Genomic DNA, 21,161 nt, shown 5'->3' with positions numbered 1-21,161 from the left:
AACAACTGATTTTCATTTTCTAAGGCAAAAGACACTAACATTAAGAACAAAAGAAATATTTAGAACAATATAATCGTATGAAGCAACCAAAGTACTGGAAAGGATACGAAGAGTTACAGAACGACACAAAATTTCTGAAACAAAAACGTAGCGAATTTTCCGAAGATTTGCCATTGTTAACTGAAATCAAAAATGTGGTTTCAGAACAGCAAGGCAGTCGCAGAGATTTCCTCAAAATAATGGGATTCAGTACTGTAGCTGCTACAATAGCTGCAAGTTGTGAAATTCCTGTCAAAAAGGTCATTCCTTATTTAGACAAGCCTGAACAAATCATTCCTGGTATTGCTACTTATTACGCATCTAGTTATGTGAACGGTAAGGATTATTGCAGTATCTTGGTAAAAACACGTGAAGGTCGCCCTATCAAAATTGAAGGAAACAAACTTTCTGGTATTTCACAAGGAGGTACTTCCGCAAGAGCGCAAGCATCTGTGGTGAGTTTGTATGATGGTGCAAGATTGCGGTATGCTAAAAAAGGAGCAGAAAAAATTAGTTGGGAAGATGCGGACAGGGAGATAATGAGTGCTTTGCGCAATGCAAATGGACAAATTGTTCTCCTAAGCGATTCTATTATTAGTCCCTCTACCCGCAAGGCAATTGAAGATTTCAAAGCTGCTTACTCCAATGTCAATCACGTTGTGTATGAGCCGATTTCCAATTCGGGTATCAGCACTGCTAATCAGCGTTCTTTCGGCAAAAAAGTCATTCCTTCCTACGACTTTGGTAAAGCAGAGGTCATTGTTAGCTTTGGTGCAGATTTCCTCAATACCTGGATTTCTCCAACTGAATTTACCAAACAATACATCCAAAATAGAAAGGTCAGCAAAGACCACCCCAAAATGTCAAAACATTGGCAGTTTGAGTCTTATATGTCTGTAACAGGTAGTAATGCAGACAAACGTGTGACCATCAAACCTTCTGAGGAAGGCAAAGCTGTAGTTGCACTTTACAATGCACTGAAGGGAGGGAGCGTAGATGCGGGTGACGCAAGCGATTCCATCAAAAAAGCAGCATTGGAATTGAAGGGAGCGCAAGGTAAATCTTTGGTCGTTTCTGGTTCTAATGATGCAAATGTTCAGCAAGTCGTAAATGCTATCAACGAAATGTTGGGTAATTACGGCAGTACGATTGACTTGGATGCACCTTACAATGTAGGTGGTGACGATAAAGCTGTTCAGCAATTAGTGGCTGACATGAACGCAGGGAAAGTAGGCGCAGTGATATTGTACAATGTAAATCCAGCGTACAGCTATCCAAAAGCAGCAGAATTTACCGCAGGACTTCAAAAAGTAGGTTTGACCGTTTCCTTCAATGAAAGAGAAGATGAAACATCAGAGTTCATTACTTACAAATGTCCTGATAGTCATTATTTGGAGTCTTGGAATGATGCAGAACCCAAAGGTGGTTATTTCAGTTTAGGACAACCGACGATTTCTCCTTTATTTGATACCCGTCAAGCACAGCAAAGTCTGTTGAGATGGTCAGGTAGTCAGGCATCGTATTACGATTATATCAAAGCTCATTGGAGCAGCAATCTATTTGCAAAAAGTAAATTTAAAAATTTCCAAGCGTTTTGGGATGCAGCACTTCACGATGGTATTTTTGAAGTAAACAATCCTGAAAAAACGAAAGGAAACCTAATTGGTGGTATGTACAATACTACCGCAGCTACTAGTAGCACAAGCACTTCAGAAGAGGAGACAGAAACAGCCGTAGTCGCTGCAATTCCTCCCATTCCAGCTCATGTTCACGAAGCAGAAACAGACCACAACAATCACGATGAAGTTGCTGCTGAAGAAACAACTACTTTAGAAGCAAGTGGTTCAGATGTATCCGATGCAATTAGAGCGATTGGTGCAACACAAGGGGGTGATATAGAATTGGTATTGTACGAAAATACCAACATGGGAGATGGAAGATATGCCAACAATCCTTATCTTCAAGAAAATCCTGACAACATTACCAAAGTTACTTGGGACAATGTATTGGCAGTATCGAAATCTTATGCCGAAGACCAAGGCTGGATTGAAAAAGACATTATCAAAGTAACCAAAGACGGATACAGTGTTGAGTTGCCGTTGATTTTCCAACCTGGCCAAAAGAAAGGAACTGTTTCCATCGCTTTGGGTTATGGTCGTACCAAATCAGGTTCAAAATTTGGAGAATCGGGTGTCAATGTTTTCCCAATGATGGAAACAGGCGGAGAAACGTTTGGCTACAATGTGCTTTCTGGTGTAACTTTAGAGAAAGTTGGATCAGGTTATCCTTTGGCACAAACTCAAATTCACCACACTATTGACGATACAGGTGCATTGGGTAATGAACGTGAAGGCATTGTAGTGGAAATGTCTTTAGACGAATACAAAACAAAAGTAGAAGGCGGACACAGTGGTACTGCAAAAGATGCTCATGGAAGTGATGATGGTCATGGACACGATGGACATGGCGAAGAAGGGGGACATGATGAACATTTCTTTACATTGTATGGTGAAGACCCAGTTTATGGTAGTCATACCGATCAATACAAACGAGGACATCACTGGGGAATGGCTATTGACTTGAATAGCTGTATCGGTTGTGGTGCTTGTGTTGTAGCTTGTAATGTAGAAAACAATGTTCCTGTAGTAGGTCGTACAGAAGTATTCAGAGCGCATGAAATGCACTGGATGCGTATTGACCGCTATTACTCAGGAGATGATGAAAACCCAGAAGTTACCTACATGCCTATGATGTGCCAACACTGTGACAATGCTCCTTGTGAGAATGTTTGTCCAGTAGCTGCAACGAATCATAGCAGCGAAGGTTTAAATCAGATGGCGTATAACCGTTGTATCGGAACAAGATACTGTGCGAACAACTGTCCCTTCAAAGTAAGACGTTTCAATTGGTTTGATTATCAAAGTGCAGATAGTTTCTACAAAGATTCTATTTTTGACAATGATGATTGGTCAATGACAGACGACTTGACGAGAATGGTTTTGAATCCAGATGTGACTGTACGTTCGAGAGGAGTAATGGAAAAATGTAGTTTCTGCGTACAAAACATTCAAGCGGGTAAATTGGAGGCGAAGAAAGCAGGTCGCAAATTGAAGGATGGGGAAGTTCAAACCGCTTGTCAAACTTCTTGTCCTGCCGAAGCGATTGTCTTTGGTGATATGAATGACAAAGATTCTGCACTCAGTAAGATGTTTGCAGATGATAGAAGTTATGATTTATTACACGATATTCACGTATTATCTTCTGTGAAATACATGACTAAGGTTAGAAACAAACCTGCCGAAGCTCATGCTAATGCCGAAGAGCATCACGAAGACGGACATTCTTGATAAAGTGTTAATGTTGTATTGGATTAAACGCCAAAATTAAATAAAAAACAAACTCAGAGAAGTTATGCAATATAGTTCACCGATAAGAGAGCCATTGATTACGGGCAGCAAATCCTACCATGATATTACGGAGGACATTGCTTCTGGTACGGAAGGACGACCTAGTTTATCTTGGCTGATACTTGTCTCTATTTCAGGGATTATTGCTTTCATAGGTATCTGTTGTATCCTTTGGACAATTTGGATGGGCATAGGTACTTGGGGCTTGAACAAAACGATTGGATGGGCTTGGGATATCACCAACTTTGTATGGTGGATTGGTATTGGTCACGCAGGAACGCTGATTTCTGCTATCTTGCTGTTGTTTCGTCAAAAATGGCGTACAGGAGTAAACCGAGCCGCAGAAGCAATGACCATCTTTGCCGTAATGTGTGCGGCTATTTTCCCAGGTATTCACATGGGACGTATTTGGTTGGCTTTTTTCATTTTCCCTTATCCCAACTCACGGGGTATTCTTTGGGTGAATTTCAACTCACCTTTGCTCTGGGACGTTTTTGCGATTAGTACGTATTTTACTGTTTCTTTGTTGTTCTGGTATTCAGGTTTAGTACCTGATATTGCAACAATTAGAGACCGTTCAAAAGGCTTACGTCGAAGAATTTATTCGGTGTTGAGTTTTGGTTGGACAGGTACTGCAAAGCAATGGCAACGATTTGAATCTTTGAGTTTGATTTTGGCAGGTTTGGCTACACCACTTGTACTTTCTGTACACTCTATTGTAAGTTTTGACTTTGCTACCTCAGTTATTCCAGGTTGGCATACAACTATATTTCCTCCTTACTTTGTGGCTGGTGCGATTTTTTCAGGTTTTGCTATGGTATTGACGCTGATGTTGATTGCTCGAAAGGTGATGAATCTAGAAGACTATATTACGCTTGCTCACATTGAATCTATGAATAAGGTAATTATTCTGACGGGGTCGATTGTAGGAGTAGCTTATACCACAGAATTTTTTGTGGCTTGGTATTCAGGAAATGTATATGAACAATATGCCTTTGTGAATCGTGCTTTTGGGCCTTATTGGTGGGCTTACTGGTCAATGATGACTTGCAATGTGATTTCGCCTCAACTATTTTGGTTCAGAAAATTGCGTAGAAGTATTTTGTTCACATTCGTGATGTCCATCATTATCAATATCGGTATGTGGTTTGAGCGTTTTGTAATTATTGTTACTTCTTTGCATAGAGATTATATTCCTTCAAGTTGGAACATGTATTCGCCAACATGGATTGAAGTAGGAATTTTTGTGGGAACGATGGGAATTTTTATGACCTTGTTTTTACTATTTTCTCGAACCTTACCTGTGATTGCGATTGCAGAGGTGAAAAGTATTCTCAAATCTTCTGGAGATCAGTACATTGCTAAATTTGCAGAAGAAGATGCAAAAGCACGTAGAGTAGGTGGGGGTACATTGGCTGGTGCGATGGATAAAGACGATAAGTAATTGTTGAATGGCTGAATGGTTAAATTGTTATTGGTTGTGGATTTAATCAACAATCATAACAATGTAGCAATCAAACAATTTAGATCAAATTTCAGTAATATGGAACATAAATATTTAGTGGGTTTTTTCGATGATGAAGAGCCTTTGGTGAAAGCAACTGTAAAAATGCGAAAGGCGGGCTATCAAATGCGAGAAGTGTTTACTCCTTTTCCTGTTCACGGATTGGATGAAGCAATGGGATTGCAAGAAACCCGATTACATACAGCAGGCTTTATCATAGGCGCTTGTGGTACGCTGACTGCAATTGGAGGAATGTCTTTTATTTCCGCAGTAGATTGGCCTATCATTGTAGGCGGTAAGCCTTTCTTTTCTGCTCCTTCTTGGGTGCCGATTACCTTTGAATTGACTGTACTATTTGCTGCTATTGGAATGGTCGTGATTTATTATTTGAGGAATCATCTGTCTATTTTCAGAGAGGTAGAGGTGATGGATCCAAGAACTACGGATGATCGTTTTGCAATGGTTTTTGATATGAAACAGTATCACACGGATAAGGATAAAGAGCAAATTGCTTCATTGTTGAAAAGTTATGGGGCAATTGAAGTGCGATCTGTGTCTTTGAAGAATGAATTACATACGAATCTTTTCAAGCAGCATGATGACCTCCATCATTTAGAAGAAAAGTTTTTGCACCACCATTAAGAAAATTTAAAAAAATAGCTGATATAATGCATAAACGCGATTTTTTAATTATACTATTAACTTCCATTGCTGCCTATTTTTTGGGGGCTTGTCAATCCAGCGGCGACTTTACGGGGAGAGAATATATGCCTGATATGACACATTCAAAGGCTTACGAACCTTATGTCGAAGGACGTACTGTAATAATAGATGGAGATTCGGTACAATTGTTTCCTAATAATCAAGCAGCCTTAAAGCCTGTTGCAGGAACAGTTGCCCGTGGATATGTGCCTTATTACTTCGAAAATACGGCAGAGGGATACGAGCGTGCGGGACAAGAATTGGTCAGCCCTCTGGATAGACGTAGTGAAACTGTCTTGAAGGAAGGTAAAGTGGCTTACGAAATCAACTGTGCAGTTTGTCACGGAGCAGGTGGAAAAGCAGACGGATCTATCGTAAAGAATGGTGCTTATCCTGCACCTCCGCCTTCTTATTTTAGAGAAGATATTTTGGTATTACCAGAAGGAAAGATGTTTCATTCTGTACATTATGGTAAAAACTTGATGGGTTCTTATGCTTCTCAATTGACCAAAGAAGAAAGATGGAATGTGATTGCTTACATCAAAAGTATGCAAGCCAAGCAAATTGAAAAAGATTATAAGGTTTCTTTAGATGATGCTTATAAAGTAGCTCTGGGTAATAGCCCTATTCCTACAAAAGAAGCAGCTAGTGAAACTACTGATGCTGCCACAGATGCAACTGCTACAGATGCTGCGGCTGGCGGAGAATAAAGAACAGAATTTAAAGTAATTAAATAATATCATTTTCATGGAAAGTTTTACCTTTTCAAGTAAGGAGAAGAAGTATAGTTTCATACTCATTGGCATTGGCTTGTTGTTAATGTTGTTCGGGGTATTTACCAATTTGGAGAATCCTACAAGGATTGCCACTGCTTTCATGTATAATAACGTATTCTTTTTGATGATTGCATTAACCTCCATGTTCTTCATTTCCGCCCATACTGTGGGCTGGGGAGGATGGTACATTCTATTGAGAAGAGTTTCGGAAGCAATGGCAAACTACATTTATGTAGGGGCTATTTTCACTGTGATTATTTTGGCATTGGGGATGCAATCTATTTATCACTGGGCACAGCCTGGCGCAGCAGCTCATGATCCCTTAGATTTATTGGCTGGAAAATCTCCCTATTTGAATACTACATTCTTTTGGATAAGGACTGCGGCTTATTTGGGCTTATGGTGTGGGTTTACTTGGTTACTGAGAAAAAATTCTTTGGCAAATGATTTGAATCCGAGTATTGCTTTATACGAAAAGAGTAAAGTATATGCGGCTGGATTTTTGTTTGTATTTGCTATTTCAAGCTCAACTGCATCATGGGATTATACCATGTCTGTTCAACCACATTGGTACAGTACCTTGTGGGGTTGGTACAACTTCATCAGCGCCTTCGTAACGAGTTGTGCTATCTTGTCCCTGTTGATTATGTACTTGAAGGAACAAGGCTACTTGAAAGAAGTCACAGATGAACACTTGCATGATATAGGTAAATTTATGTTTGCCTTCAGTATTGCATGGGCATATTTGTTCTTTTCACAGTTTATGTTGATTTGGTATGCTAATATTCCAGAAGAGACAGGTTATTTCAAACTTCGTGCAGAGTATTATCCTTTGACGATGTATATTGCTTTTGCCTTGAATTTTATTGCACCTTTCTTTATATTGATTACACGAAAAGCAAAAAGGACTTATACTGTAATGAGAGTCCTCGCATGTGCAATTATTATTGGACATTGGATGGATTTCTACCAAATGATGATGCCTGCTGCTTTAAAAGAAAACAACATGGCTCCTGCGTCGATTGGAGCATTAGAAATTGGTATCGGACTGTTTTTTGCAGGAATATTTTTGTACGTAGTGTTTACTACACTATCAAAAGCTGCACTAAAAGCAGAGGGACATCCATTTTATAGAGAAAGTGTATTGCACCATACATAGTGAGCAATTTTTTGTTGAATGTTTGTTATTTAAAGTTGCGTTTTAGCTAAACAATATTGATATTTCGCAACAAATGAAAGGGTTACCGTGATTTTTATCACATTTTTACTTGAACATTTGTTGTACCTTCGTGTTTATTCGCAACAGATTTTAGAAAGTAAAAACGATTAACTATTTATATTATGTCTGCAACAGCCTTAGGTATTTTTACAATAGTTCTGGTGCTTATCATTCTCTTTCAAATATCAAAAGCAAGTGAATTTATTTCGATATTGAAGGATGAAGAAAAAGCAATGGAAGGGTCTAATAAAATAAATGCTGCCTTATTCATGCTATTTTTAATTGCAGGTTTGATAGGCTCATTTTATTCTGCATATTGGTTCAGAGACGCTTATCTACCTTATCCATCTTCTGAGCATGGTGCTTGGTTGAGAAGTATGTTCCAATGGACATTGGTCGTTACTGTTCCTGTATTTGTCATGACTCACATCGCCTTATTTTATTTTACTTTCAAATACAAGAAAGAGAAAGGGAGAAAGTCATACTATTACTCTCACAATAATAAATTGGAGTTGATTTGGACAGTAATTCCTGCAATTGTGATGATTCTATTAGTGTATGAAGGAATCAGAAATTGGTTCAAAATTACAGGCCCTCATCCAACAGAAGCGATAGTTGTAGAGGCTACTGCACAACAATTCTTTTGGACGATAAGGTATTCTGGTGAAGATAATGAACTTGGTGTAAAAAATATTCGACTTATAGGTTCTGATAATGCAATAGGACAAGATTGGACAGATGCTGCCAACAAGGATGATTTTGTTTCAAATGAAATACACTTACCTATTGGTAAACCTGTAGTCTTCAAACTGAATGCTTTGGACGTTCTACACAGTTTCTATTTGCCTCACTTTAGGGTGAAAATGGATTGTGTTCCTGGTATTCCTACACAGTTTTGGTTTACCCCAACTAAAACAACTGCTGAAATGCGAGAAACTTTTGGCCCTGATTTCAACTATGAACTGGCTTGTGCGGAACTTTGTGGTCAAGCTCACTTCAACATGCGTAAGGTTGTGATTGTAGAAACCGAAGAAGAATATGAGGCTTGGTTCAAAGAACAACAACCTACTTACAAGCAGTTGGGCTTGGATAAATTAGAAAACAAATCGGATAACATGGCAGAAGAAGAAATGCCAGAAGTAGAAGAAAAAGACATTTCAAGTCTTTAGCTTTTAATACACTTCAATGTACTTGTGTGCTATTGAAGCAATAATCTAAGATTGAAAACTTTATTTAACAATATTTGAGAATATATCTTCTCGAAATACAAATAATATAGTCCCTTATGGCTGTTACTGATATAAAACTTCATCACGAAATTGTTGTGCATGATCATGATGATCATCACGATGAGCATCATCATAAGGAATCGTTTATTTCCAAATACATCTTTAGTCAAGACCATAAGATGATTGCCCGTCAATTTTTGATAACGGGAATATTCTGGTCGTTTTTGGGTGTATTGATGTCAGTACTTTTCCGTTTACAATTGGCTTGGCCTAACGAAGCATTTCCTATTATGGAAACATTGCTGGGTAAATGGGCTGAAGGAGGGATTTTAACTCCATCTGGTTACTATTCATTGGTTACTATACACGGAACGGTGATGGTATTCTTTGTATTGACAGCCGGATTGAGTGGAACATTTAGTAACTTATTGATTCCACTTCAATGTGGTGCAAGGGATATGGCTTCTCCGTTTTTGAACATGCTTTCCTATTGGTTCTTTTTTAGTGCCGGAGTAGTTATGTTCATTTCTTTGTTCATTGAAACTGGTCCATTTGGAGGTGGTTGGACTGCTTATCCTCCTTTAAGTGCTTTGCCACAAGCAGACCAAGGCTCGGGGGCAGGTATGACGTATTGGATTTTAAGTATGTCATTGTTCATTATTTCTTCTTTATTGGGAGGGTTGAACTATATTACTACTGTATTGAATATGCGTACCAAAGGTATGACAATGATGCGTTTACCTTTGACTATATGGGCATTTTTCTTTACAGCGATACTAGGTGTTTTGTCTTTCCCTGTATTATTGTCTTCCATGATTTTATTGTTGTTTGATAGAGGAATGGGAACAAGTTTCTACTTGTCAGACATCTACATTGCAGGTGCTCCATTGACAAATGTAGCTGGTGAAGTATTGCAAGGTGGAAGTCCTATTTTATATCAGCATCTATTCTGGTTCTTAGGACACCCTGAGGTATACATCATCATCTTACCTGCAATGGGTATGGTTTCAGAAATATTAGCCACCAACTCTAAAAAGCCAATTTTTGGTTACAAAGCGATGGTGCTTTCCATCTTAGCGATTACTGTATTGGCATTCTTGGTATGGGCGCATCACATGTTCATTTCAGGCTTGAATCCATTTGCAGCATCTATCTTTGTATTGTTTACCTTATTGATTGCAGTACCTTCTGCGATTAAGGTATTCAACTGGATAGGAACGATTTGGCGAGGAAGTATTAATTTCACACCAGCCATGTTGTTTGCCATAGGATTTGTATCCTTATTCATTTCAGGTGGTTTGACAGGAATTTATTTAGGAAACTCTGCTTTAGATATTGTGTTGCATGATACCTATTTTGTAACTGCCCACTTCCATATTGTAATGGGATTGGCAGGAGGATTTGGACTATTAGCTGGAGTATATCACTGGTTTCCTAAGTTATTCAATGGGCGAATGATGAATAACACACTTGGGTATGTTCACTTTTGGATTACTTTTATCGGTAGTTATTGTATTTTTTGGCCCATGCACTATCAAGGAATGACAGGTGTACCACGTCGTTATTATAGTTTGGAATATTTTCAAACCTTCGATGTGTATGGTGACTTGAAAGTATTCATTACCGTAGCTGCAATCATCGTTTTCTTTGCTCAGTTCTTATTTGTTATCAATTTCTTTTACAGTGCTGTAAAAGGTAAGAAAATGACAAGTTTGAATCCATGGAAATCCAATACATTGGAGTGGACAACTCCAATAGAGCCAGGGCATGGTAATTGGGTTGGACCTATTCCTCATGTTCACCGATGGGCATATGACTATGGAAAAGATGACCATGAGTTCATACCTCAAACAGTATCGGATGATGAAATGCGAGCACAAGGATTAAAGGTGACGGAAGCAAGCCATTAGATTTAGTATAGTAGAAAATTAAACAATCGGCATAAAGATGATTACGAGTTTAAAAGCTACTTCTAACCAATACATTGCTTTTCTAAAATCAAAAATAAGTGATTATTCGATTTTGGTAAAAGTACGCCTAAATTTAACGGTTGTTTTCTCTGCAATTATTGGTTATTTGTTGGCTGTTGGAGGCAACTTTTTGTTCATTGACTTATTTTTTTTAGGTTTGGCAGGTTTTCTTGTGACGGGTTCTGCAAATGCTATCAATCAAATCATTGAAAAAGATTATGATAAATTGATGGTTCGTACTGCAAATCGTCCACTTGCAGCCAATAGAATGAGTGTAGTTGAAGCATTACTGGTAGCAGGTTTTTTTGGGATTACAGGATTATTAATCTTGGGATTTTTATTCAACACTACGGCTGCGCTAATTGGGGCAATATCCTTATTCAGTTATGCTTTTGTTTACACGCCTCTAAAGCGTGTTTCTCCAATTGCAGTTTTGGTTGGAGCAATTCCAGGTGCTTTACCTCCTGTAATTGGGTGGGTAGCAGCGAATTCCTTATGGTCTTATGAGGCATCTGTTCTATTTAGTATTCAATTTTTGTGGCAATTTCCACATTTTTGGGCAATAGGATGGCTTGGAGCAGAGGAATATGAGAAAGCAGGGTATAAACTGTTACCTTCCGATGGCAGAAATAAATATACGGCAGTTCAAATTATATTGTACATTGTTACCTTGATAGTCGTTTCTTTTGCACCTTATGCAATAGGTTTGATAAGCATCGTATCAATAATCGCTGCGATTGTATTGGGTACTATGTTTTTGTATTATGGGTACAATCTATATAAAGAATGTGACAACAAAGCCGCATTGAAGTTGATGTTTGCGTCCATTGTTTATCTACCTGTTTTGCAAACCGTGATGGTCTTGGATAGATTGTTTTTCTTATAAAAAATAATGCTCTATCTTTAGATGGAGCTTTCAAACGATAAATATTTAGTATATTTATCAATAATTTTGATTGAATGTCGACATTGTCTGTGAAAAAAGGAACATCGAGCATACATCCCAAAAAATTTGGGCTTTGGTTGGGACTTGGCAGCATCATTATGATGTTTGCAGGCCTAACGAGTGCTTTTATTGTTCGCAAAGCACAAGGTAATTGGACAGATTATATATTGCCCAATATTTTTTGGATAAGTACCTTAGTTATCTTGTTAAGCAGTATGACTTTGATAATTGGTGAAAGAGCCATTAAAAAAGGAAATGCATCGCTTTATCGAAAGATGATTGGACTTACGTTTTTACTCGGAATCGGCTTTGCCATATTGCAATACTATGGCTGGTTGGCTTTGTCAAGTTTTGGCATCATTTTGCAGGGAAATGATCCTTCAGGGGCATTCTTATATGTGATTTCGGGAATACATGTGGTACATGTTGTCGGTGGTTTGTTGTTTTTGGCTATTTTCTTTTTCAAAACTTTCAAAAAAGCAGATCCAGTAGAGCAATTGATGGAAGACATGAAACCTGAAAAATTTCTTGGAATAGAATTACTTTCTACCTATTGGCACTTTGTAGGAGTGCTTTGGGTGTATTTGTTTTTCTTTTTTCAGTTTTATCAATAAAAGAATATAAATAATAGGGAGAATAGAAGCAGACAGATTAGTTTTGTCTTCAAATTCGCCTTAAATAAAAAATTAGCTTAATGGCAGCAGAAACATTGACCAAAGCACATGAAACTCACACTGTCCATGAGGATGGTTCTAATTGGGGGGGAGGTAAATCGCCCTTCAATGTGAGCTATGGTAAGTTGATGATGTGGTATTTCTTGGTATCAGATGCTTTTACATTTTCAGCATTGTTGATTTCTTACGGAACACTTAGGTTTAGTAGTCCTGAATGGGCAGATCCAAATAAGGTATTCAATGCTTTTCCTTTTTTGGAAGGGGCAAATGTTCCTTTGGGATTTGTGAGTTTGATGACTTTTATTCTGATTCTGAGCAGTGTATTTGTAGTTCGTGCCGTGCAAGAAGGACACAGGATGAATAAGGACGGAGTTTTGTTCTGGATGTTTTGGGGTATTGTAGGTGGAGCTGCTTTCTTAGGTTGTCAAGCATGGGAATGGATGCACTTGATTCATGGAGGAACTACCTTGTGGTGGAATCCTTATGGTCCTCAAGCTTTTGGAATGTTGTTCTTCTTAATTACAGGATTTCACGGTTTCCACGTATTCAGTGGAGTAGTTCTGAACATCATTATTTGGATACAAGCATCACAAGGTGTTTTTCATAGAAGAGGACATTATGAAATGGTAGAGAAAGTAGGCTTGTATTGGCACTTTGTAGATTTAGTTTGGGTGTTCGTATTCCTAGCCTTCTACCTCTTGTAGTATTTAACAGATACATTGAGACAACTATTGGAAGGTTTAGTCTCCTTGTCTAATATGTATCCGTTTAGCAATTTAACAATTAAATAAAAACAATTCTCAATAATATGGAACATCATATTACCGAAGAGCAATATAAAAGTCAAGTAAACGCTGTTTGGAGAGCTACTGCATGGTTATCTCTTATTACGATTGTTGAAGTAGCAGCTGCTTTGCTTTGGATGAACTATACTAGTCCAGAAACTTCAAAATTCTTGTTGAATGGTTTTTTTATTGCAGCGAGCTTGTTGAAAGCATTTTTCATTGTTGGAGAATTCATGCACGTGCGGTATGAATTTCGTGCATTGGCATTGACAATTTTGACTCCTGCTATATTCTTGATTTGGTTCATAGTCGCTTTCCTTTGGGAAGGGAGTGCATGGAAAGGCAACCGTCAAAGATGGGATGTACAAATCGAACAAGGATGGAAAGATCCTGCAAAAATTGAAAAACATACTGGTGGACATGGAGCTCATGGTGCAGATGAACATGGAGACAGCGATCATCACTAAAAGAAATAAACATTGAAATAAAATGAAAATCAAGAAATTGTTAGTTTTACTTGATTTCTAATTTAATTCAACAATGCACAAACAAAACGCTATCATTTTGGTTATTACGCCAATGGTAGCGTTTTGTGTTTTATAAAAAAATCAAGATGAACAGAACTTTCTTTGCATATATTATTGCAATTCTTATACCCCTTGCATTTTATTTTTACTTCGACAACCAAGAAATGCCTAAACGCAAGCGCTTGCATCGGTTCATTTCATTATCTGCAGATACACAACAGCCCAACAAGGTTTCAGTGAATGATACCTTGTGGCATACCATTCCAGACTTTTCTTTCACTACTCAAACTGGAAAATCTTTTACATCAGAAGATGCAAAGGATAAGGTGCTGATTGTAAGTTTTTTTACGGCTCAAGACGAGGAGAGGATTGTACAAATCAATGAGTACTTTCGAATGTTTCAAGAAGAGTTTGATGACGATAAAGAAGTATTGCTATTGGCGCACACCGTCACCCCTTTAATAGATACACTTGCCAGACTTCAAAAATTGGTGCAACAGTACAAAATAGAGAGTGATAAGTGGTTTTTGCTGACAGGAACAAAGGACGATATATACCAACAAATAAGTGAGGGGTATCACCTACCCATTCCCAAACTGACCGACTCTACCCGTTTAGAAACATTGGTTTATCCCAAACAAGTTGTACTCGTAGGTAGAAAAGGCATCATTAGAGGTTACTATCGTTTGGAAACCCTACAAGATGTAAAAGCTTTGATGTCGGATATACGTTGGCTTCAATTGGAGTATCCTACCAAACACAAGCGAGAGATTGAATGGAAATTGAAGAAAAACGATGAACAATAATCTGAATACCCTTTAAAATACCATATCATGAATGAATCAAAATTTTTTTCCAACGAACAGTTGTGGGCAAAAATCATTGTTGGCATCTCCATTGCAGTCCCTGTATTGGTCACGATATTATTTTATGTCTCTCCACCAAATATCAGCACATCTTTCGATTTGAAAGTGCTGCCCAAATTTCATGCTTTTTTGAATGGGTCGGTAACGATTTTACTACTAATGAGCTGGTATTTCATCAAGAACAAAAACATCAAAGCCCATAAAACCGCCAATATTACCGCCTTGATTCTATCAGCCACTTTTTTGGTTTCCTACGTTACCTACCACACGTTGACCGAATCGACAAAATATGGTGGGGAAGGTTTTTTGAAGTACATCTATTACTTCATCTTGCTCACCCACATTGTTTTGTCTGCGGTCATACTGCCCATCATTCTGTTCACTTTCCTCAGGGCGTTTACAGGTAAATTTGAAGCACATCGAAAAATTGCCCGATGGACCATGCCGCTTTGGTTGTATGTGTCTATTACGGGAGTATTGGTCTATTTGATGATTTCGCCTTATTATTGAAAACACAAAGCCCTAAATTTCATAACCTTCATACAGTTTTGTTCAAGGCTTTATACAACAATAGTTCGTGCAATTTTTAATGAACACAGAGGCACGGAGACACAGAGTTTTGATTATCAAACAATTAGCAAAATAAAAATTATCTTCTAAACTGTTGATAATTAAATTGTTGTGATTTTTGCACGAATTCCGATGGAGTTCTGTAATTGCTTGCACTATTTTCTACAAATATTCAAGTCCTACGGACTTCTCAAGTGTCGAAAAATTTATGAGGCAGTACACTAATCCGACTTTCGGCTGCTAAATCTTCTCGGTCTTCTACTTGGATTTTCTCTTGCTGTCTTTGGTTTGGGTTTTCTAAAAGGTTTTTCTCTCGAAGAGGATTCCTTTTTTTCCCTTATAGGTCTTGCGCTTGGCTCAAAACCTTCCAATACTTCGATTTGTAGTTTTTCACCCAAGAGTTTCTCAATGTCTCTCAAATAGGCTCTTTCGTCACTACTGACCAAAGAAATCGCCTCTCCGCTTGCGCCAGCACGACCTGTTCGCCCAATTCTATGCACATACGCTTCGGCAATGTTGGGCAACTCAAAATTGATAACATGTGGCAACAAAGGAATGTCTAATCCACGGGCTGCAATGTCCGTAGCCACCAGTACACGAATTTTGCCTCTTTTGAAGCCGTCTAAAGCCCTTGTTCTGGCTGCCTGACTCTTATTGCCGTGAATAGCCAAAGCACTAATGCCGCTTTTTTCCATTTTTTGACACAAGCGATTTGCGCCATGTTTGGTGCGGGTAAAGACCAAGACTTGCTGCCATTTACCATCTCCAATCAACTGAATGACTGCATCGGTTTTTTTCTTTTGGTCGATGTAATATGCTTTTTGGACAATGATATCCACCGTACTGTTTTCGGGAGTCGCTTCCACCATGACAGGTTTGTGCAAAAAGCCTTTGGCTAATTTCTTGATATCGCTCGAAAAAGTGGCAGAAAACAGCAGATTTTGCCTTTTGGGGGGCATCAAACTGAGGATTTTGTTGATGTCTCTCAAAAAGCCCATGTCGAGCATACGGTCAGCTTCGTCCAATACCAAAATTTCGATTTTGGACAAGGACAAGGCATTTTGACTGTGTAAATCGAGCAATCGCCCTGGTGTAGCCACCAATATATCCACACCATTTCTCAAGGCTCTGACTTGAGGGTTTTGATTGACTCCGCCAAAAATCACCGTAGAACGGATGTCTATGTATAAACTGTAGTCTTTGACACTTTCCTGCACCTGTGCGGCGAGTTCTCTCGTAGGAGTCAATACCAAGGCACGGATAGGTCTGCGTCTTGTTTGTCCTCCTTGAGATAAGATTTGTAGCATGGGCAAGGTGAACCCCGCCGTTTTTCCCGTTCCCGTTTGGGCGGATGCCAACACATCTTTTCCTTCTAAAATCAATGGGATTGCTTTTTCTTGGATGGGAGAGGGTTCTGTGTAGCCTTTCTTAGTTACTGCTTTCAAAATGGCTTCTGATAAGCCTAATTCATTAAATGACATATAAATTGTTTGTGAAATGACAATTTATGAATAATGTCATTTCGGAATGAAGCGGCAAAGGTACAACGAATTTTGTTAGGATGGGGGTTTTCTTATTTCTGATTCAAAGACAACACTTGACGCTAATAGTAACAAACTACTTCAAAAACCATTCCTAAATGGATAATTAATAATGTTATTCAATTAAGGGACAAGTTCAAAATTTTAGATTCGTAAGTTTTTAAGAGAACAGGGAATATATATTCCCTGTTCTCTTAAAAACGGCTTAATTGAATGACATTGGGATAATTAATTAAATAATGAAATTTTAATGTTATGTATAAATATTTCACAATGCTTATTCTTTGAGATTATCTATTATGAGGTACAAAAATTTGGGTGTAAATTTAGCGGATGGACTTCAAGAATAAACTTCAAAAGTTTAAATCAGAGAGTTATTTTTGACCATTTCTAAGAGTAATTAAAAACGATAAAGAAATAATCAGCCATGTTACAATTCGGTTACATTACATTGACAATCATTATGGTTGTCATTATATTGTTGGGCTACAACCATACATTGAAGTCAATAAACACACCAACAGATGTCCGCAAAAAATACTTGGGAAGGACTTGGATCGGGCTTTTTCTGTGGATTGCCTATGCCTTTGCAGTTGCCAAATCGAGTATTATTCAGACTTTTGAGTTTCCTCCACGTTTTCCCTTGTTTCTTATTTTACCAGCCTTTGTTTTCATTGGTTTTTTCCTTCGCCGATACCGAAACAGTGCAGTCATTGCAGCCATTCCCAAGTCATGGTTGATTTATTATCAGACTTTTAGAATTGGCATAGAGTCCTTATTTTTGACCACCGTTGCAGCGGGAATGTTACATTCAGAGGTGACTTTTGAAGGCTACAACTACGATATGGTGTTTGCTGCAACAGCACCTTTTGTAGCCTATTTGGTCTTCCACAAAAGACTGTTTTCAGAAAAATTTGCTTTGGCGTGGAATTATTTAGGTTTGGCGGTGATTGCGTCCATTATCTTTTTGTTCACCACCACGATTTATTTTCCTTCAATATGGGGCAGCACCGAATCTTTGGCACCTATGGACGTTGTGACCTTTCCATTTGTGTTGGTGCCAGCTTTTTTGATGCCTTCTGCCGTGTTCATGCACATTGTTTCGATTATTCAATTGAGTAGGAAAGATATTGTCTAACTTTGCAGTCGCATACGATTCATAAAACATTGAAGAAAACAGCGGTGAAAAAAATAAACGAAAATTCGATTAGCTTAAACAAATACGTCAGTGCAACAGGGTTTTGTTCCCGCAGACAGGCGGACAAATTCATTGCAGATGGTCGGGTAACGCTCAACGGGGAAGTCGGTACATTGGGCAATCGGGTATTTGAAGGAGATATTGTGCAAGTCGATGGCGAAACGATTCGCAGCAAAAAACGACCTTTGTACATTGCCTTCAACAAGCCTGTGGGCATTGTCTGCACGACCGAATACAAGGAGAAAGACAACATTATCAGCTACATCAATCACCCCCAAAGATTGTTTCCGATAGGGCGATTGGACAAACCCTCGGAGGGATTGATATTTTTGACCAACGATGGTGATATTGTCAACAAAATTCTTCGAGCGGGCAATAGGCATGAGAAGGAGTACATGGTGACGGTAAAACAAGCAATTACGCCCGAATTTATCCAAAAAATGCGGGAGGGTGTCCCTTTGGAGGAAACGGTGACTCAAAAGTGTAAAGTCACGAAAGTCACCGAGTTTGTCTTCAAAATCACTTTGACACAAGGCCTCAATCGTCAAATACGGCGAATGTGTCAAGCCTTGGGCTACAATGTGTCCAAATTGAAGCGTACCCGCATCATGAACGTCACTCTCGGCAGCCTCAAATTGGGGCAATGGCGAGAACTGACTTCATTGGAGATGCAAGAAATCAACCTAATGGTTTCCTCTTCTTCAAAAACGGAAGAGGCATCGGAGGATGAAAATAAGCGAAGAATCAAAACGAGTAAGCGCAAAAGGAACTCAAAAAATCTACCGATTTCTACTGAAAAGGAACTCAAAGAAACGGCTGCAATGAAGTCTGAAAATAAACCGTTTGTCGGCAAAAAAACAGGAGATTCTTCAAAGGGAAAAAAGGGTACGCTTGAGAGAGGTGATAAAAAAACAGGTGACAAGGACAAAAAAATAGGGGCGAAGAAAAAATTTGTGTCTGCTTCAAAAAAGAAAAAAGAAGCTGCCAAAAAACCAAAGTCATCGGCTAAACCCAGACGTAACAAGATGGTGTCGAAGAAATTAGGGCCAACTCAAGCAAAAAAGAAGAAATGACCAAACAAACTGTTGCCGAGAAATGAAAAAAGCACTTCAATATCAGTTCTTTATTAAAGAAAATTTGTAATGTTATTTTTTCAGCGTTCCTAACATAGCACATACTTCTCCAAAAATCGCTGCTTACTCCAACATTGCAGACAGCACGCTCGGCAACAAAGCACTCCTAAAATCTTATTTTGAAGAGGCATTGCAGAAAAATCCAACTTTGCATTTTGATCTGCAGCATATTTTGGAGGCACACAACAGCGTGGTATTGATTTACAAACGCATGAATACGGCTTTGGCGGGTGAATATTTGGAATTTGGAGAGGATGGATTGTAAGGTTTTTTTAGGACGACTCAGTACCTACTCACAAAATTTATGATAGGGTTTTTATTTTTAATTGCCTCAACGTCAGATTTTAGTATTTCTGACTCATCAACTAAAAACTGTCTTAAATTTTCCAAATCAGCTAGCTCAATGGGGATTCGGTTAAATGAATTTTTGTGAACCCATAAATTAACAACTTTATGGAAGGTAAGTACTTGGCTTGGGAATTTACTGAGTTGATTGTTTGAAATATCAAAAAAATCTAGTTTCGTCAATTTTTGAAAACTGTCTGGAAGGGTTTTTATGCGGTTCATTCCTAAACTCAACACCACCAATTGATGTAAATTACCTACTTCATCAGGGATTTCAGTTATTTTATTTGCCCCAAAGTTTAGCCACTTCAATGACATGCACCTACCAAGTGTTTTTGGGATATGAGTGATTTTACAAGCATTGGCCGTGAGGTTTATAAGATTTTTGCACCCTCCTATAGTCGAGGGAATTTGTGATATTTTTGTACCTGCAAAATCTAAGTGTTCCAAATTTTCTAACAGCCCAATTTCTACTGGAAGAGATTCAAATTGTGGATTTGAGTGTAAACGCAACATTTTTAACTTTTTTAAACTCCCGATTTCTGGTGGCAGCCTTTTAATGTGATTATAAGGGAGGTCGAGCGATTCAAGATTTTTCAATTTGCTAATCGATGCAGGTACATTTTCTATATTGCAACTCCACAAAATCAATTTCTTAAAATGTTTTTTAGGACTAAGCTTATTTATCAATGAATCAAAAATCCCTTCATTTACGGAGGCTTGCGTAATTCTAATCGCCTCTAAAAATTGATATTGACGAAGGTTTTCTAAAAAGAAAGATAGTTCGTCGTCTCCAATTAAATCAACTATTTGAACATTCTTAGGTTGAATATTTTTCAAGCTATCTAGTGTAAGGACATACTCAGCAGAAAAATCATCCCATATTCTTAAGTAAAATTGTCGCTTATCTCGATGTTCATTAATTTGACTAACAAAAGAATCTGAGGGTATTTTTTCTTGGTTGTCATTGCACGCAGTTAGAATAGTCAGAATAAAAACTGAGAGGATGAAGTATTTCATACTTATTAATGTATTTTTTTTGACTAAAACATAATATAGTGCCTAAACGTTCCAGATTTTTCTATGATTGATCAAAATCACCACAAAACCCCACTCTACATCATCCCTTTCAATATCAAAAACACCTACCTTTAAGACAGGATCAAGATTTTCAAAAAAAAACACCAAAAATGAATCTATCTACCCTAATTCTTGACAGTGACAAAGCCATTGCAACCAAGCGAATTTTGAACGAAGAAGGAAACGGCACTGCCACCTTACTGCAATTAAAAAAAGGAACAGTCCTTAAAAAACACCACAGCAAAACCAATGCAGTGCTTGTATTGCTTACAGGAAAAGCCATGTACGAAGAAGAGGAACGAACCATTCTATTATCTGTACCCAATGATTTTGTGGAGATTGTAGAAAAAGTAGTTCACCAAGTAGTAGGCGAGGAGGATTCACTGTTGTTGTTGATTCAGTAAATCTTATCAGCAACACAAATCTTGGTCTTTTCAAAATTTTGTAAAAAAAAGCTGGAAATACCTTTTAGGTTTCCAGCTTCTTGAGTGTGATTTATAAGTAACAAATATAAAATGTGTATGTGTGTGTCTAAATTTGTGTGTGGTGCAATGTTTTCTCAAACCTTACAATGCAAATATACAAGTATCAAGACTTGCAAAAACTTCATATTCGATAAACGGCTATAAGTAGTCGGTGAGTGGCTTAAA

Annotated in this window: 18 protein-coding genes; 16 read left to right on the top strand and 2 right to left on the bottom strand. The window is 38.1% G+C overall.

Features of this window, described 5'->3' with window-relative positions; all coding sequences use genetic code 11:
- The first annotated feature begins 77 nt into the window (after positions 1 to 77).
- The 13 genes from R3E32_17180 (at position 78) to R3E32_17120 (ending at position 15,154) form a co-directional block, all read left to right on the top strand.
- Positions 78 to 3,386: a TAT-variant-translocated molybdopterin oxidoreductase gene (locus tag R3E32_17180; GenBank protein MEZ4886473.1), complete on the top strand. Its 3,309-nt coding sequence runs from the start codon at positions 78 to 80 to the stop codon at positions 3,384 to 3,386.
- 64 nt (positions 3,387 to 3,450) lie between these two features.
- Complete coding sequence (gene nrfD, locus R3E32_17175; GenBank protein MEZ4886472.1) at positions 3,451 to 4,890, top strand: NrfD/PsrC family molybdoenzyme membrane anchor subunit; 1,440 nt, start codon at positions 3,451 to 3,453, stop codon at positions 4,888 to 4,890.
- Between the two features lie 99 nt (positions 4,891 to 4,989).
- Positions 4,990 to 5,592, top strand: a complete 603-nt coding sequence (locus R3E32_17170) for a DUF3341 domain-containing protein (GenBank protein ID MEZ4886471.1) — start codon at positions 4,990 to 4,992, stop codon at positions 5,590 to 5,592.
- Between the two features lie 26 nt (positions 5,593 to 5,618).
- Positions 5,619 to 6,362, top strand: coding sequence for a cytochrome c (locus tag R3E32_17165; protein MEZ4886470.1), 744 nt, complete (start codon positions 5,619 to 5,621; stop codon positions 6,360 to 6,362).
- Between the two features lie 37 nt (positions 6,363 to 6,399).
- Positions 6,400 to 7,587 carry a quinol:cytochrome C oxidoreductase gene (locus R3E32_17160; protein MEZ4886469.1) on the top strand — a complete coding sequence of 396 codons (1,188 nt, stop codon included), beginning with the start codon at positions 6,400 to 6,402 and terminating at the stop codon, positions 7,585 to 7,587.
- A 182-nt stretch (positions 7,588 to 7,769) separates the two neighbouring features.
- The gene (gene coxB, locus R3E32_17155; GenBank protein MEZ4886468.1) at positions 7,770 to 8,816 is read left to right on the top strand and encodes a cytochrome c oxidase subunit II; all 1,047 of its coding nucleotides are present in this window, start codon (positions 7,770 to 7,772) and stop codon (positions 8,814 to 8,816) included.
- A gap of 116 nt (positions 8,817 to 8,932) precedes the next feature.
- Positions 8,933 to 10,786, top strand: a complete 1,854-nt coding sequence (locus tag R3E32_17150; protein ID MEZ4886467.1) for a cbb3-type cytochrome c oxidase subunit I — start codon at positions 8,933 to 8,935, stop codon at positions 10,784 to 10,786.
- Between the two features lie 37 nt (positions 10,787 to 10,823).
- Entirely contained in the window at positions 10,824 to 11,732 is a 909-nt protein-coding gene (gene cyoE, locus R3E32_17145) for a heme o synthase (protein ID MEZ4886466.1), read from the top strand.
- A gap of 74 nt (positions 11,733 to 11,806) precedes the next feature.
- A complete protein-coding gene (locus R3E32_17140) occupies positions 11,807 to 12,406 on the top strand; it encodes a cytochrome c oxidase subunit 3 (protein ID MEZ4886465.1) in 600 nt (199 codons plus the stop codon).
- A gap of 80 nt (positions 12,407 to 12,486) precedes the next feature.
- Positions 12,487 to 13,170, top strand: a complete 684-nt coding sequence (locus R3E32_17135; GenBank protein MEZ4886464.1) for a cytochrome c oxidase subunit 3 — start codon at positions 12,487 to 12,489, stop codon at positions 13,168 to 13,170.
- A gap of 104 nt (positions 13,171 to 13,274) precedes the next feature.
- Positions 13,275 to 13,718: a cytochrome C oxidase subunit IV family protein gene (locus R3E32_17130; protein ID MEZ4886463.1), complete on the top strand. Its 444-nt coding sequence runs from the start codon at positions 13,275 to 13,277 to the stop codon at positions 13,716 to 13,718.
- Between the two features lie 224 nt (positions 13,719 to 13,942).
- Positions 13,943 to 14,584: an SCO family protein gene (locus R3E32_17125; GenBank protein ID MEZ4886462.1), complete on the top strand. Its 642-nt coding sequence runs from the start codon at positions 13,943 to 13,945 to the stop codon at positions 14,582 to 14,584.
- Between the two features lie 27 nt (positions 14,585 to 14,611).
- The gene (locus tag R3E32_17120) at positions 14,612 to 15,154 is read left to right on the top strand and encodes a DUF420 domain-containing protein (GenBank protein MEZ4886461.1); all 543 of its coding nucleotides are present in this window, start codon (positions 14,612 to 14,614) and stop codon (positions 15,152 to 15,154) included.
- A 281-nt stretch (positions 15,155 to 15,435) separates the two neighbouring features.
- On the opposite strand, the gene R3E32_17115 is transcribed toward R3E32_17120, so the two are convergent.
- Entirely contained in the window at positions 15,436 to 16,695 is a 1,260-nt protein-coding gene (locus R3E32_17115; protein MEZ4886460.1) for a DEAD/DEAH box helicase, read from the bottom strand.
- Positions 16,696 to 17,182: 487 nt separating this feature from the next.
- Here R3E32_17115 and R3E32_17110 point away from each other — a divergent pair, with 487 nt between their 5' ends.
- The gene (locus tag R3E32_17110) at positions 17,183 to 17,893 is read left to right on the top strand and encodes a hypothetical protein (protein MEZ4886459.1); all 711 of its coding nucleotides are present in this window, start codon (positions 17,183 to 17,185) and stop codon (positions 17,891 to 17,893) included.
- 29 nt (positions 17,894 to 17,922) lie between these two features.
- Positions 17,923 to 19,026 carry a 23S rRNA pseudouridine(2604) synthase RluF gene (gene rluF / locus R3E32_17105; protein ID MEZ4886458.1) on the top strand — a complete coding sequence of 368 codons (1,104 nt, stop codon included), beginning with the start codon at positions 17,923 to 17,925 and terminating at the stop codon, positions 19,024 to 19,026.
- Positions 19,027 to 19,368: 342 nt separating this feature from the next.
- On the opposite strand, the gene R3E32_17100 is transcribed toward rluF, so the two are convergent.
- The gene (locus R3E32_17100; GenBank protein ID MEZ4886457.1) at positions 19,369 to 20,451 is read right to left on the bottom strand and encodes a leucine-rich repeat domain-containing protein; all 1,083 of its coding nucleotides are present in this window, start codon (positions 20,449 to 20,451) and stop codon (positions 19,369 to 19,371) included.
- Positions 20,452 to 20,621: 170 nt separating this feature from the next.
- Between R3E32_17100 and R3E32_17095 the strand changes: the two genes are divergently transcribed.
- Complete coding sequence (locus R3E32_17095; protein ID MEZ4886456.1) at positions 20,622 to 20,915, top strand: hypothetical protein; 294 nt, start codon at positions 20,622 to 20,624, stop codon at positions 20,913 to 20,915.
- Positions 20,916 to 21,161 lie beyond the last annotated feature (246 nt).

This window comes from Chitinophagales bacterium (assembly GCA_041392475.1).
GTDB lineage: Bacteria > Bacteroidota > Bacteroidia > Chitinophagales > UBA2359 > JAUHXA01.
This window is presented reverse-complemented; position numbering and strand designations above follow the sequence as displayed.